The 15,343-nt window shown below is 63.4% G+C and carries 9 protein-coding genes and 1 tRNA gene; 9 read left to right on the forward strand and 1 reads right to left on the reverse strand.

Going from position 1 to position 15,343, the window contains the following annotated elements:
* Positions 1-152: 152 nt before the first annotated feature.
* The 3 genes from KXR72_RS14225 to KXR72_RS14235 all read left to right on the forward strand — a co-directional run bounded on the left by KXR72_RS14225 (position 153) and on the right by KXR72_RS14235 (position 5,782).
* Positions 153-4,901 (forward strand): PAS domain S-box protein, encoded by a 4,749-nt coding sequence (locus KXR72_RS14225; protein WP_437421742.1) that lies wholly within the window; start codon positions 153-155, stop codon positions 4,899-4,901.
* 68 nt (positions 4,902-4,969) lie between these two features.
* Positions 4,970-5,275 (forward strand): DUF2388 domain-containing protein, encoded by a 306-nt coding sequence (locus tag KXR72_RS14230; RefSeq protein WP_437421743.1) that lies wholly within the window; start codon positions 4,970-4,972, stop codon positions 5,273-5,275.
* A gap of 81 nt (positions 5,276-5,356) precedes the next feature.
* Positions 5,357-5,782 (forward strand): OsmC family protein, encoded by a 426-nt coding sequence (locus KXR72_RS14235; RefSeq protein WP_437421744.1) that lies wholly within the window; start codon positions 5,357-5,359, stop codon positions 5,780-5,782.
* 59 nt (positions 5,783-5,841) lie between these two features.
* Here the strand turns inward: KXR72_RS14235 and KXR72_RS14240 are convergent, their stop codons facing one another.
* Complete coding sequence (locus KXR72_RS14240) at positions 5,842-6,942, reverse strand: TRAP transporter substrate-binding protein (protein WP_437421745.1); 1,101 nt, start codon at positions 6,940-6,942, stop codon at positions 5,842-5,844.
* 203 nt (positions 6,943-7,145) lie between these two features.
* On the opposite strand from KXR72_RS14240, the gene KXR72_RS14245 reads away from it, so the two are divergent.
* From KXR72_RS14245 to KXR72_RS14270, 6 genes are all read left to right on the forward strand, one after another.
* Entirely contained in the window at positions 7,146-7,691 is a 546-nt protein-coding gene (locus KXR72_RS14245) for a TRAP transporter small permease subunit (protein ID WP_437421746.1), read from the forward strand.
* Positions 7,684-9,060, forward strand: coding sequence for a TRAP transporter large permease (locus KXR72_RS14250; protein ID WP_437421747.1), 1,377 nt, complete (start codon positions 7,684-7,686; stop codon positions 9,058-9,060). The genes KXR72_RS14245 and KXR72_RS14250 overlap by 8 nt, the downstream gene beginning before the upstream one ends.
* A gap of 92 nt (positions 9,061-9,152) precedes the next feature.
* Complete coding sequence (locus KXR72_RS14255) at positions 9,153-10,376, forward strand: methyltransferase (protein ID WP_437421748.1); 1,224 nt, start codon at positions 9,153-9,155, stop codon at positions 10,374-10,376.
* 60 nt (positions 10,377-10,436) lie between these two features.
* Positions 10,437-10,512 (forward strand) — tRNA-Thr (locus tag KXR72_RS14260).
* A gap of 196 nt (positions 10,513-10,708) precedes the next feature.
* On the forward strand, positions 10,709-14,173 hold the full coding sequence (gene hsdR / locus KXR72_RS14265; protein WP_437421749.1) for a type I restriction-modification system endonuclease: 3,465 nt from the start codon (positions 10,709-10,711) through the stop codon (positions 14,171-14,173).
* Between the two features lie 145 nt (positions 14,174-14,318).
* A complete protein-coding gene (locus KXR72_RS14270; protein WP_437421750.1) occupies positions 14,319-15,311 on the forward strand; it encodes an Abi family protein in 993 nt (330 codons plus the stop codon).
* The last annotated feature ends 32 nt before the right edge of the window (positions 15,312-15,343 follow it).

Here is a 15,343-nt window from a genome sequence, read left to right on the forward strand (position 1 = left end):
GCCAGCCGCTCGGCCGAGCGCCACCGGACCGGCGGCTCTGGCAGATTGCCCGTAGACCGATGTCTACTTGCCGGCGGGCTGGGCCCGGGTATCTTGCACATCGACTAGCCTTGCAGGTAGCAATGCGAAAGCCAGCGTATGTCGAGCCCTGGATGCCTTCAGGACTTGCGCCCTTGCCGCCATGGATAGCAGAGCAGAATTTGAACATTGAAAAACACACCCACAGCTGGAACGAAGCAGACCGCCTGGCAGCGCTGGCCCGCTATCGCATTCTCGATACCGGGCCGGAACCCGCCTTCGATGACCTGGCGCTGCTCGCTGCCGAACTCTGTTCCACACCCAGCGCGGCGATCGTCTTCATCGACAAGGAACGCCAGTGGGCCAAGGCATCGGTAAACGTCAGCCAGCATGAACTCGGTCGCAGCGAAGCGCTGTGCGCACGTGCGATCACCCGCCCCGAGCCGCTGGTGGTCGAAAACCTGACCGACCTCCCACAGCTCGACGGCGCGAGTGGCTTCTACGCCGCGGCCGTGTTGCGCACGCCCGAAGGGTTGCCCCTCGGCACCCTCTGCGTGATGGACACCCAGCCACGCCAGCTCTCCGAGCGGCAGCTCGCGCACCTTCAGGCCCTGGCGCGACAGGTCATGGCGCTGCTGGAGCTGCGGCGCAGCCGCGAGCACAACGAGCGCAACCGGCAGATCATCGACAGCGCGGTGGACTATGCCATCCTCGCCACCGATGCCCAGGGGCTGATCACCAGCTGGAACCAGGGCGCGGAAATCATCCTCGGCTGGACCGCCGACGAAGTGCTAGGCAGCACGGCGGCACGTCTGTACACCGACGAAGACATCGCCCGTGGCGTGCCAGAGCAGGAGATGGTCACCGCGGCGCGCGAAGGCTCGGCAATCAACGAGCGCTGGCAGCGGCGCAAGGACGGCAGCCAGTTCTGGGCCAGCGGCGTCTTGATGCGGCTGAAGAACGACGAAGGCCATCATCCGGGGTTCGTCCACATCCTGCGTGACCTTACCGAGCGCCTGCACGAGCAGGCCGCCATACGCCAGGCCGAGGAGCGCTATCGGGCCCTTGTCGGCCTCAGCCCGCAGATCATCTGGCAGTGCGACGCACGCGGCGAACTGATCTTCTGCAACCGATACTGGGTCGAATTCAGCGGCCTGTCGCTGGACGCGTCCGCCGGCATGGGCTGGCTGGAGGCGGTCGCTGACGACCATCGCGACGCCGTGCTCCAGCAATGGCAAGGCGCGCTCAAGAGTCATCAACCCGGCAATTTTGAAGTACCGTTGCTCAATGCGGCCGGCGAGCCACGTTGGTTCCAGGGCAGCGGCGCGCCGGTCTACGACTGCGATGGCCGCCTGCTGCACTGGGTACTGGTCGCCCAAGACGTGCACGAGCGCCGCCGTGCCGAACTCGAGCGGCAGGAGAGCGAGGATTTCACCCGCAGCCTGCTCGACTCGGCCAGCGAAGGCTTCTACTCGATCGACACGCGTGGTCAGGTCACGCTCTGCAACGAAGCGTTTGTCCGGCTGCTCGGCTTTGCCAGCAAGGACGAGGTGCTCGGCCGCCACCTGCACGCCACCATCCATCACAGCCACCCGGACGGCTCGCCCTATGCGGTCGAGGACTGCCCGATCCAGCGCACCGCGATCACCGGCGAGCCGGCCCACGTTGCCTATGAACTCTTCTTCCGTCAGGACGGCAGCAGCCTGCCCGTCGAATATCGTGTTGCCCCGCTATACCGCGACGGCCAGCTGCAAGGCGCGATCTGTACCTTCACTGACATCAGCGAACGCACCCGCGGTGAAGCGCAGCAAGGCTACCTGTTGGAGCTGAGCGACCGGCTGCAGGACACCGACGGGCAGATCGAGCTGGGCGACGTCATGGCCGAGCAACTGGCGCAGCTGCTCGGTGTGCAGCTCATTGCCTTCGGTCAGCTCGACGAGCAGCAGCGCCTGGTCATCGAGCAGACCTGGCGCAGCGCCGGGCGGCCACAAGCCACATCGCCGATCAGTTTTGGCTGCTGCGCCGAGACGCTGAACCTGCGCCTCGGCCAAGGCCTGATCGTGCCGCTCGAGGATTTGCTCGACGAAGCGGACTGCCGCGCCGACTGCGACACCCTGCACCAGCAGCTTGGCTGCCGCAGCCTGCTGCTCGCGCCGCTGCTGGAACAGACGCCAAATTGCCCGGTACTGCTCTTCGCCAGCGTGTCGCCGCGCCATTGGAGCCAGGCCGACATCGCGCTGGTACGCGAGGTTATCGAGCGGATTCGCGCGGCGGCCGACCGTGCGCTCGGCCGCAAGGCGGTCCTCGAAGCCGAACAGCGGGTCAGCCTGGCCAACGAAATCGCCTCGATCGGCGTCTGGGAATACGAGCTGGAAAGCAACCGGCTGCACTGGGATGCCCAGATCAAGGCACTCGCCGGCGTCGCCCCGGACGAGCCAGAGCTCAGCGTCGAAGAATTCTTCGCGCGGGTTCATGCCGATGATCGCCGCGCCCTCATCGACGCCTTCCGCAATGCGCTTGACGGGCTGGCCGGTGGCGAGCTCAACCTCGACTACCGCGTCTACGATGAGGTCACCGAGCAGTTTCGCTGGCTGACCAACCGCGGGCGCCGGGTAATCGATGCCGGCGGCAAAGTCCGCCTGCTCGGCACGGCACGCGAGATCACCGCCGAGCGCAACGCCGCATTGAAGCTGCTGCGCATGAACGCCTTGCTCGAAGAGCAGATCCAGGAGCGCCAGCTGACTGAACAACGTCAGTCCGTACTGATGGAGCTGGGCGACCTGCTTCGCGGGCAGCCCGACAGCATCACGATCGTCACCGCTGCCGTGCGCGCGCTGGGCACCACACTGAACGTCACCCGCGCGGCTTTCCTCACGGTGGATCCGGGCGGCCAGTACGCCACCGTGGAGCGTTACTGGAGCGACGGCGCGCTGGGCGAATACAGCGAGCGCATGTGCTTCGCCGACTACGGCGACTTCGTCTACGACCTGCAGAACGACGAGATGGTCGTCGTCGAAGACGTACTGCACGACACCCGCACCGCCGCGCAGGCCGCCAGCCTGCGCTTGCGCCGCATCCAGAGCCTGGTCTGCGTGCCGCTTCAGGAGCAGGGCCGCTTCAGTGCGGCGCTGATCTTGCTGCAGGATCACCCACGGCAATGGGCCGAGGAGGACATCTCTTTCATTCGCGAGGTCGCTGACCGCGCCTGGACCGCCGATGAGCGCATGCGCGCCGAACGCGCGCTGCGGGCCAGCGAAGAGCAATTCCGTACGCTGGCTGACAACATGAGCCAGTTCGCCTGGATGGCCGACCCGACCGGGCGCATCTACTGGTACAACAAGCGCTGGTACGACTACACCGGCACGACGCTCGAAGCCATGCGGGCGCTGGGCTGGCGTTCGGTGCATCACCCTGACCACCATGTGCGCGTCAGCGCGTCGATGAAGCGCGCCGTCGCGATCGGCTCGATCTGGGAGGACACCTTTCCGCTCCGCGGCAAAGACGGCCAGTACCGCTGGTTCCTCGCACGCGCGCTGCCGATTCGCGATGAGTTCGGCCAGGTGACCCAGTGGTTCGGCACCAATACCGACATTACCGCTCAGGTCGCGGCGGAAGAGGCGCTACGCGAGCTCAACGACAATCTCGAGCGCCGCGTCGCCGAGCGGACCCGCGAGCTCGCCGAGATCAACCACCTCCTGCATGTGGAGATGGGTGAGCGCGAACGTGCCGAGGAAACCTTGCGGCATGCCCAGAAGATGGAAGCCATCGGCCAGCTCACCGGCGGCCTGGCGCACGATTTCAACAACATGCTCACCGGCGTGCTCGGTGCGCTCGACCTGATCCAGCGGCGCGTCGCCAGCGGCCAGACGCAGGAACTCGGCCGCTACCTCGACGCGGCGACCACCTCGGCCAACCGCGCCGCTGCGTTGACTCATCGCCTGCTCGCCTTCGCCCGCCGCCAGTCGCTCGACACCCGGCCGGTGGACGTCAACCAGCTGGTGCAATCTATGGAAGACATGCTGCGCCGCACCATCGGCGAGCACATCCAGTTCGAAACGCTGCTGCAGGCCGAGCCGTGGCTGGCCTATACCGACGCGCACCAACTGGAAAACGCACTGCTCAACCTGGTCATCAACGCTCGCGATGCGATGCCGGGCGGCGGACGTCTGGTGATCCAGACTGGCTGCGTGCAGATCGGCAATCCGCAACCGGACAGCCCGGAGCCAGGCGACTACGTCACCCTCAGCGTCGCCGATACCGGCTGCGGCATGCCGGCCGAGGTGGTCGCCAAGGCCTTCGACCCCTTCTTCACCACCAAGCCCATCGGCCAGGGCACCGGCCTCGGCCTGTCGATGGTCTATGGCTTCGTCAAGCAGACCGGCGGCCATGTACGCATCGACAGCACCGCCGGGCAAGGCACCTTGATCACGCTGTTCCTGCCACGCAACCGTGCGCAGCTGGAACCCGGCGATGAGCCGGCCGAGACATCCGGCTCCGTGCAAGGGGCGCAATCGAACGAAACCGTGCTAGTGGTCGAGGACGAAGCGGCCGTGCGCATGCTGGTCGTGGAGGTGCTGGAAGAGCTGGGCTACCAGGTGCTCGAAGCGATCGACGGCCCTTCGGCGCTGCCCTTCCTGCAGGGCGGCGAGCGCATCGACCTGCTGATCAGCGACTTCGGCCTGCCAGGCATGAACGGCCGCCAGCTGGCCGAGGTTGCCCGCCAGCACCGTCCGGAGCTGCAGGTGCTGTTCATTACAGGCTATGCGCCGAACGCCGAAGTTCGGGGGGAGTTCCTCGCGCCCGGCATGGACATGCTTTCCAAGCCGTTCAGCATCGACATGCTGGCGGCCAAGGTTCGCCAGCTGATCGAGCGCAGCGGATAACCGCGAGAAGGAACTCTGCGGTGACCGTTGCACTCTTCTTGATGAGTCATTCATCGGAGATCACGATCATGCGCAAACAATTCCTGGCGGCTGTCGCGTTGAGTGTCCTGCCCTTCGGCGCGGCGATGGCGGACAACGGCTTCGTCCGGCAGATCCTCTCCTCGGGCGCGACCACCGCCTCGACCTACATGACCTTCCGCGATGACAAGCTGGTCGCCGCAGCGCGTGAAGACGCCAGCAGCTTCGTTGCCAGCGATGGTGAGATCCGCGGCCCATACCTGGAGGCCATGCTGCAGCAGATCCGTAGCGATCAGCCTGACCTGCAGGCCAGCGACATGGAACTGGCGAGCGCCGTACTCGCAGCGCAGCAGTAAGCCAATTGGGGGTGCCTACCGCACCTCCACGCCACCCCGGCGCTCCGGCTAGAACCGTCCCTCAACGAATCTGGAGGCATCATGAAAAAAACTGCATCGGCTGTCTGGCAAGGTGACCTGAAGAGCGGCAAAGGCACCATTAGCACCCAAAGCGGCGTGCTCAAAGACAATCCTTACGGCTTCAACACACGCTTCGAAGGGGCCCCTGGGACCAACCCGGAAGAGCTGATCGGTGCGGCGCATGCGGGCTGCTTCTCGATGGCGTTTTCCATGATGCTCGGACAGGCAGGCCTGACACCTGAGCGCATCGACACCACCGCCGAGGTCACCCTGGACAAGCAGGACGAAGGCTTTGCGATCACCGCCATCGCGCTGACGATGAAGGCCAACGTACCGGGCGCCAGCAATGAGCAATTCCAGGAAATAGCCAACAAGGCGAAGGAAGGTTGTCCGGTGTCTCGGGTGCTCAATGCACAGATCAGCCTGAGCGCAACGCTCGAGGGCTGAGCCATCCGGTAATGAAAACGCCGCCCCGAAGGGCGGCGTTTTTGGATCTACAGCACCGCTTAGCCGCGGATGTTGTAGATGTCTTTCTCGTTAAGCTCCGCGTACTCATACAACCGCTTGAGGTAAGCGCTCTGCTGCTCCCAGACCTTGGCGGCGGTCGGGTCGGCCTTGGCTGAGGCATCGACCACTTCGGCGGCCACTTCCTTCAGGCGTGCCAGTACTTCGTCTGGCAGACGGCGGACTTCAACGCCCTGCTCTCGCAGCTGCTCCAGCGCTTCCATGTTCTTGGCGTTGTAGTCATCGAGCATGTCGCCGTTGACCGCACGGGCCGCAGCGCGAACGATGGCCTTGAGGTCGTCGGGCAGGGTTTCCCAGGCCTTGAGGTTGACGTCCAGCTCGAAGGTCACGTTCGGCTCCTGCCAGCCCGGCGTGTAGTAGTACTTGGACGCTTTGTGCAGGCCGAGCGCCAGATCGTTGTATGGGCCGATCCACTCGGTGGCGTCGATCGCACCGGTCTGCAACGCGGTGAAGATCTCGCCAGCCGGCATGTTGACCACGGTGCCGCCCATCTTGGTCAGCACTTCGCCGCCCAGGCCCGGGGTACGCATCTTCAGGCCCTTGAAATCATCGACCGAGTTGATTTCCTTGTTGAACCAACCGGCGGTCTGCACGCCGGTCGCACCGCAGGCCATCGGCAGCACGCCGAAGGGCTTGTACACCTCTTCCCACAGCTCCATGCCGCCGCCGCGATGCAGCCAGGCGTTCATTTCCTGCGCGTTCGGGCCGAACGGCAGTGCGCAGAAAAACTGCGCCGCGGGCACCTTGCCTTTCCAGTAATAGGGCGCGCCATGACCCATCTCAGCAGTCCCGCGAGAAACCGCATCGAAGACCTCGAGCGCCGGGACCAGCTCACCGGCGGCGTAGACTTTGACGGTCAGCCGACCATTGCTCATCTCGTTGACCAGCTTGGCGAAGTTCTCTGCGCCAACGCCCACGCCAGGGAAATTCTTTGGCCAGGAGGTGACCATCTTCCAATTGAATTTCTCGGTGCTGGCGGTGCCTTCGGATTTGGCGGCCGGCTCGCTTTCCTTGTTGCAGCCAGCCAGTGCGGTGGCGGCCAGGCCAACACCTGCGGCGGCCAGAATTTGACGACGTTTCATCGGGTAACTCCTTGTTGTTGTAATGACTGAATCGCGGGATCACTGATCCAGGTAGCTCTAGCTATCATATGGCTATCGAAGCCTCAAGCTTCGCGACTACGTACCGGCACTACGTACGTAGTACTGCCGGTTGCGACGCTGTAACGCAGCCGCCTAGAATCGCGGGCTGCCTTTCGTACCCCCATAACAATAAAGGTCCTGCCATGTCGAAACACGCCCCTCCATTGCTGGGCCTTGCGCGTCTGATCGACGCTTGCAACGCTCGGTTCGGCCAGGCATGCGCCTGGTTGACCCTGTTCCTAGTCATCGGCACTGCAGTCGTGGTGGTGCTGCGCTACGGGTTCGGCATCGGCGCCACCGCTCTCCAGGAAGCCGTCCTCTACGCGCATGCCCTAGTGTTCATGGGCGCCGCCGCCTGGGTTCTGCAACGCAACGGCCACGTTCGCGTCGACATCTTCTACCAGCGCTTCAGCCCCCGCTATCAGGCGGTAGTCGAATTGCTCGGCACGCTGCTTTTCCTGCTCCCGGTCTGCCTGTTCCTCGCCTGGGCCAGCTGGGATTACGTCAGCAATTCCTGGGCGACGCTGGAAGCGTCCAGCGAATCGGGCGGTTTGAAGTTCGTGTATCTGCAGAAAAGCATCATCTTGGTGCTGGTGGTTTGCCTCGCGCTTCAAGGCGTCTCCGAAATCATCAAGGCGGGCTATGCCATCGCCGGTCGTTTGCCCGAGCCGGAGGTGAAGCATGGCTGAGTTGATGGCGATCCTGCTGTTCGTCAGCATTTGTGCGGCCCTGATGGCCGGCTACCCGGTTGCGTTCACCCTCGGCGGCGTCTCGCTGCTATTCGCCGGCCTCGGCATCGTTACCGGCACCTTCGACGGCGGCTACCTCAGCGCCCTGCCCAACCGCCTGTTCGGCATCATGAACAACCAGACGATGCTGGCCGTGCCGCTCTTCGTCTTCATGGGCGTGATGCTGGAGAAGAGCCGGGTCGCCGAGGATCTGCTCGAATCCATGTCGCGGCTGTTCGGCACCTTGCGCGGTGGCTTGGCGATTTCCGTCTGCGTGGTCGGCGCGCTGCTGGCTGCGAGCACCGGCATCGTCGGCGCAACCGTGGTCACCATGGGCCTGCTGGCCCTGCCGACCATGCTGCGCCGCGGTTACGACCCGGCGATCTCCACCGGTACGCTGGCCGCCACCGGCACCCTCGGGCAGATCATTCCGCCGTCGATCGTGTTGGTGCTGCTCGGTGATGTCATGTCGAGCGCCTACCAACAGGCCCAGCTGAAAATGGGCATCTTCTCTCCCAAGACGGTGTCGGTCGGTGACCTCTTCGTCGGTGCCCTGCTACCGGGCCTGCTGCTGGTCGGCCTGTACATCCTCTACATCATCGCTGTCGCCGTGCTGCAGCCGAAGAAGCTGCCGGCGCTTCCGCAGGAAGAGCTTGGCCCGATCGAGTGGGGCAAGCTGATCAATGCGCTGGTGCCGCCGTTGCTGCTGATCAGCGCCGTGCTCGGCTCGATCCTCGCCGGCTACGCCACACCAACCGAGGCCGCTGCGCTGGGCGCTTTGGGCGCGATGGTGCTGGCCTTCTACAAAGGCAAGCTGAACTTCGGCCAATTGCGTGACGTCGCCTACGGCACCACGGAAATCAGCGCCATGGTGTTCCTGATCCTGATCGGCGCCTCGCTATTCTCCCTGGTTTTCCGCGGTTTCGGCGGCGAAGTGCTGATCGAGGACGTCTTTGCCCAGCTGCCTGGCGGCGTACTGGGTGCGTTCTTCGTCGTGATGCTGGTGATCTTCCTGCTCGGCTTCATTCTCGACTTCATCGAAATCACCTTCGTCGTGGTTCCGATCGTCGGCCCGGTGCTGCTGGCCATGGGCTTGGACCCGATCTGGCTCGGCGTGATGATCGCGCTGAACCTGCAAACCTCCTTCCTCACGCCACCGTTCGGTTTCGCGCTCTTCTACTTGCGCGGCGTAACGCCCAAGTCCGTGCCCACCAGCACCATCTATAAAGGCGTGGTGCCCTTCATCCTGATCCAGCTTCTGCTGCTAATCATCGCCTACCAGTTCCCGGGGCTGGTGACCTGGCTACCCGAGCAGGTCTACGGCAAGTGAAGCACCAGACGCCCGTTTCGACGGGCGTCTCTCTTTCCACTACAGGCCAACGGCGAGATGATGGGCGCCACGCCCGTCAGCCACTCTTCGCCATGCCTACACCCGCCCCCAGCCACGCGGCGCTCGCCGACCGCTTTCGCTCGCTCGACACGTTTCTGATCGAGCATCAGGCCCTCTGGCGCCCGCGCCCATTTACCGAGCGCCACCTGCCCTGGGAAGACGCCCATCCGGCCCTCGCCACCTGGCTGCGTGCACGCTCGTTGGCCGATGCCGAAGCCGCGCACAACGACCCGGCCGGCCTCGATGCGCCGGCGCCCTTCCCTGCGCTAGCGGCCCAGGCACGCCTGCTCGCGCAGGTCGAGCCCCTGCCACTGCGGCAACTGCCCGAGCAGGATTCACGGCACACGGTGGATGTCCCCGGGCGCAAATACGAGCAGATCCGTGCGTTCAGCGCCGCCCTCCGCTTCGCCGAACAGCCGGCGCGATGGCTTGATTGGTGCGCCGGCAAGGGCCACCTGGGGCGTCAGCTCGCGGTCGACGGCGGTTACCTGACATGCCTGGAATGGGACGCCAAACTGGTCGACGCCGGCCAGCACCTGAGCCAGCGATTGGGCATCGCCGCGAGCCACGTGCAGCAAGACATCATGAACGAGCACGCCGCTCACCATCTCGACCCAGCGACCACACCGGTCGCACTTCACGCCTGTGGCGACCTGCACGTGCGCCTGTTACAGCTGGGCGCAGCGCGTGGTTGCCGTCAGCTGGCCGTGGCGCCCTGCTGTTACAACCGCACGCAGGCCGAACGCTACCAGCCAATGTCTGCCCACGCTAAGCGGTCGAAACTCGTCCTGTCGCGAGACGACCTTGGCCTGCCGCTGAGCGAAACCGTCACAGCTGGCGCGCGGGAACGCCGGCAACGTGACCAGTCCATGGCCTGGCGATTGGCCTTCGACCTGCTCCAGCGGCAGGTGCGCGGCGAAGATACCTACCTGCCCACACCATCGCTGCCGAGCGCCTGGCTCAAGAAGCCCTTCGCCGTCTACTGCCAGGACCTGGCCGCTCTCAAGGCCCTGCCGCCCCTACCCGCTCAGGACTGGCCCCGGCTCGAACGACACGGCTGGCAGCGCCTGGCCGAAGTGCGCAACCTCGAACTCGTGCGCGGCCTGTTCCGCCGCCCGCTCGAACTCTGGCTGCTGCTCGACCGGGCCCTGTTCCTCAACGAACAAGGCTACCGGGTCCGCCTCGGCACCTTCTGCCCAAGCAGCCTGACCCCACGCAACCTAATGCTCCTCGCCGAACGTGACACGATGCCCTAACTTGCTGGCAACAAACGGTTTACTCCCTGCGAGCAATGGATATAATGGCGCCCTCTTTTGGCCGGTATAGCTCAGCTGGTAGAGCAACTGACTTGTAATCAGTAGGTCCCGGGTTCGACTCCTGGTGCCGGCACCACGAATTGAAAGGCTCGCAGAAATGCGGGCCTTTTTCGTTTCTGCCAATGAGCGGCCTCTGGCCTGATACCGGCGGCCCTGGTTCTTCAGCCCACAATCGTTTGCCCTATCGCAAGTACACCTGCCCTGCAGTGTCTGGCATCATCCGTTCGACTTACGGCCCGGACGACCGGGATGGATGACGCAGGGACGGATCAATGGCCGAGAGCAGTAACTTCGCCTTTCTCAAGGAACACGACCCGGTGTTCTCACAGCTCGCCAGCGCGGCTGAGCGGACATTCGCCAGCGATCCGAATACTACGCTGATCAAGCTGCGACAACTCGGTGAGGCTCTGGCACAGGATCTGGCGACGCGTGCTGGCATCGAACTGGACGCCACCCTCAGTCAGGCAGATCTGCTGTACAGACTGACCCGCGAGATCCAGCTCGACGGGAATATCCGCAACCTGTTCCACACCCTGCGCATCGAAGGCAACAAGGCCACTCACCAGTTCCACACCCAGCACCGGGAAGCGCTGGACGGGCTTAAGGTCGCCCGCGAACTGTGTATCTGGTACCACAAGGCACTCGGTAAGGCCGGCAGCAATTTCAAAGCCGGCCCTTTCGTCATCCCCAGCGACCCCAGCGCCCCGCTACGCGACCTGCAAAGCCAGATTGAACAACTCAAAGCCCAGCTCAGCGAATCCAGTCAGCAACTGGAGAGTAATCAGCAGCTGGCTGAACTGCTCAAGCGTGAAGCCGAGGAATACGCCGTTCTTGCCAGTCAGATGGATGCCGAGTCTCGCAGCCATAAGCAACTGGCCGCTGAGCACGAAGCTGCGCTCAACAAATTGCGCAGCGAACACGAGCAGAGCCTCAGGATGCTCCAGCAGCAACTGGCCACCCAGCCCCAGGCCGTGCAGCAGGTCAAGCAAAGTACTCAGCAGGCCAGCAGTCAGTTCGACCTGAGCGAAGACCTCACCCGCATCCTCATCGACCAGCAACTTAACGATGCCGGCTGGGAGGCCGACTCGCTCGACCTCACCTACGGCAAGGGCTCGCGCCCAGAAAAGGGCAAGAACAAGGCCATCGCCGAATGGCCGACCTGCAAGCCAAAAGAAAACGCTGACTACGTACTGTTCGTTGGCCTCACACCCATCGCCATCGTCGAAGCCAAGCGCAAGCGCATCAACATTGCCGACCGCATCCCCCAGGCCGAACGCTATTCGCGCCAGCTGATCATCACCGCCGACCTGCAGCCCGCCGCGCAAGATGCAGGCTGGGCCGACGGCCAGGGTGGGTATTTCCAAGTCCCGTTCGCCTTCGCCTGTAACGGCCGGCCCTTCATCAAGCAGCTGGCCGAGCAGTCCGGCATCTGGTTCCGCGACCTGCGCAGCCCGGCCAACCTGCGACGGCCGCTGCAGGACTTCCACACGCCGAACGGCCTGCTCGACCTGCTCAAACGCAGCCGCGAAGACGCCGAAGCCAGACTTCAGGGAGAAGGCTTCGCCTACCTCAAGCTGCGCGACTATCAGGAAAACGCCATCCGCGCCGTCGAGCAGGCGCTCGCCGACAACCGTCGCCAATGCCTGCTGGCCATGGCCACCGGCACTGGCAAGACGCGCACCATCATCGGCCTGATGTACCGCCTGCTGAAGGCCGAACGCTTCCGGCGCATCCTCTTCCTCGTCGACCGCAGCGCCCTGGGTCAGCAGGCCATCGAGGCGTTCAACGAAGCAACCCTTGAGCAGAACCACACGCTGGCGCAGATCTACGACATCAAGGAACTGGGGGACATGGCCGCCGAGGCCGAAACGCGCATCCAGGTCGCCACTGTGCAAGCCATGGTGCGTCGCATCTTCCAATCGGACAACCCGCCGCCCATCGACGCGTTCGACTGCATCATCGTCGACGAGGCCCACCGTGGTTACACACTCGACCAGGAGATGACCGAAGGCGAACTGGCAGTGCGCGACTTCAGCCAGTACCTCTCGCAGTATCGCCGCGTGCTCGACTACTTCGACGCCTGCCGCATCGGCCTCACCGCCACGCCGGCCAAGCACACCAGCGAAGTGTTCGGCGCGCCGATCTACACCTACAGCTACCGAGAGGCGGTGGCCGACGACTGGCTGATCGACCATGAACCGCCGATCCGCTACCAGACCCTGCTTAGCCAGAACGGCATTCACTTCGCCCGCGGCGAGAGCGTCAGCATCATCGATACCAGCACTGGCGAGGTGGACGTGGCGGAACTGGAGGACGAGCTCGACTTCAAGATCGAATCCTTCAACCGCCGCGTGATTACGCCCGGTTTCGATAAGGTGATCTGCGAGCAGCTGGCCCAGGAGCTGGACCCTTCAGGCGATGAGAAAGCGATGATCTTCTGCGTCAACCAGGCCCACGCCGAGCGCGTGAAGAACCTGCTCGACGAAGCCTTCAAAGACGTTCACGGCGATGACTACAACCAGGCCGCCGTACAGATCATCACCGGGCAGAGCGACAAGGTCGAACAGCTGATTCGCCAGTACAAGAACGAGCGCTACCCGAGCATCGCCATCACAGTCGATCTGCTCACCACCGGCATCGACGTGCCGCGCATTTGCCATCTGGTGTTCATGCGCCGGGTACGCTCGCGCATCCTTTACGAACAGATGAAGGGCCGCGCCACGCGTCGCTGCGACGAGATCGGAAAAACCGTTTTCAACATCTACGACCCGGTCGACCTGTACGCCAGCCTCGAACCCGTGGACACCATGAAGCCGCTGGTGAAGGACCCTAGCATCAGCCTTGAGCAGTTGGTCAACGAACTGACCAACCCGGCCAGCCTCGACGCGCCCGGCAGCCAGCCCGAGACCAGCCATGCGCATGACGTGCTCGATCAGCTCAGCCAGCGGGTGATGCGCATCCTGCGCAAGGCCAGCCACAAGGCCGAGAGCAAACCAACCCTCAAGAGCAAACTCGACGAGCTGGAAGACACTTGGGGAGTGGCACCAGAAAAACTGCACCAGCACCTACACGGGCTCGGTCCGCAGCAGGCCGCGCAGTTCGTCCGCCAGCACAGCCAGCTGCTCGAACAGCTCGCCACCGTCAATGCCCTGCTCGGCTCCGAAAACTACCCGTTGATCTCCACCCACACGGACGAGTTGATGGTCCGGGAGCAGAACTACGGCGCCAACCAGAAGCCCGCCGACTATTTGGAAAGCTTCAACGATTTCATCCGGAACCAGCTCAACCAGTCGGTGGCCCTCGGTGTGGTGGTCAATCGCCCGCAGGACCTGACCCGAGAGCAGTTGCGCGAGGTGCGCCTGCTGCTCGATGGGCATGGATATAGCGAAGTGAATCTCCAAAGCGCATGGCGCAACCAGACCAACCAGGAGATCGCTGCCAGCATCGTCGGCTTCATTCGCCAGGCCGCCCTCGGCGAAGCGCTGCTGCCGTTCGAGCAGCGAGTAGCCAAGGCCATGGAGACGATCTACACCCTGCAACCCTGGACGCCGGTCCAGCGTAAATGGCTGGACCGTCTGGCCAAGCAGCTGGTGCATGAGGTGGTGATCGACCAGAAACAGATTGGCGAGGCGTTCAGGAACGACGGCGGCAGCACTCGGCTGGACAAAATGCTCGGCGGGCATCTCGTCATGGTGCTGGAAGAAATCAACAGCCACCTGTGGGCACAAGCGAGTTGAAACTGGTGATCGCCTTAAAACCCAGGCTCTTGCAAAAACCGACAGTAGTGCATAGGCTTGCGCGCAATACACCCGCCATGCCTATGACCGCCTCGGCAGTTACGCACAAATTGAGCGGGTTTTTTATGCCCGCAGGTTTTGTCGCATGAGAACCTTCGACAAACCCGCTATCGATATTGGCGAGCAGCTTGCCCTGCTCAAGGCGCGCGGCCTGCAGATCCAGGACGAAGCGCGCGCCCGGCACTTCCTGGAGGCCGTCAGCTTCTTCCGCTTGACGCCGTACATGCGGCCTTTTCAAGTCGTCGACGATCCACAGCATGGCTTCCGTACCGACGTAGGTTTCCGCAGCCTGACTCGTCTTTACGATTTTGACCGCCGCCTACGACTGCTGGTAATGGATGCCGTGGAGCGGGTGGAAGTGGCAGCCCGCGCAATGATCAGCAACCACATGGGCCCCAGCCGTGGGGTTCATTGGTATTTGGATGCCCAAGTCTTTAAGCACCAGTACAACCATGAACGCCTGCTCGAGACCATCCGCGATAAACAAGTGCGTGCCTTGCGAGACTATGCGCGTGAGTGCAAGAACATCGACCGGTTTCCCGACGATGAGCGCAAGGCGTACCTGAAGCGACAGCGCGCCCATGAGAGCTACGCGCGCCACTATCCGCTGACCTACCAAAATCCAGAGCTGATGCCGGGCTGGGCAATGGTGGAAGAGCTAACGCTCGGGGACCTATCCCATCTCTATGCCGGTCTTGCACATGACGCTGATCGAAAGGCCATCGCAAAGCGCTTGAACCTGGCAGCACCGCTGATGGAGTCGTGGCTGCACACCCTGACCACCATTCGAAATATATGCGCTCACCACGCTCGCCTGTGGAACCGCGAATTGGGTATTCGACCCAAGCTGCCAGAAAAACCCCGGTTTGCTTGGCCCGAGTACCTCAAAACAGGTACGCACAAGCGCCTGTATTCCGTGCTATCGATCCTCAATCACTTGATGCGCCAGACGAGCCCCCACACCAGCTGGGATCGGCGCCTGCATGAACTTCTGGCAGAGTTTCCTGAAGTCGACCTGCGCGCAATGGGCTTTCCGCAGCACTGGCAAGATGATCCCTTCTGGCACGCGCCTCACTAACGCCGCCTACTTAAATACTGTTTTAGCGAGTA

Origin of the sequence: Stutzerimonas chloritidismutans (assembly GCF_051486945.1) — a bacterium.
GTDB classification, from domain to species: domain Bacteria; phylum Pseudomonadota; class Gammaproteobacteria; order Pseudomonadales; family Pseudomonadaceae; genus Stutzerimonas; species Stutzerimonas chloritidismutans_B.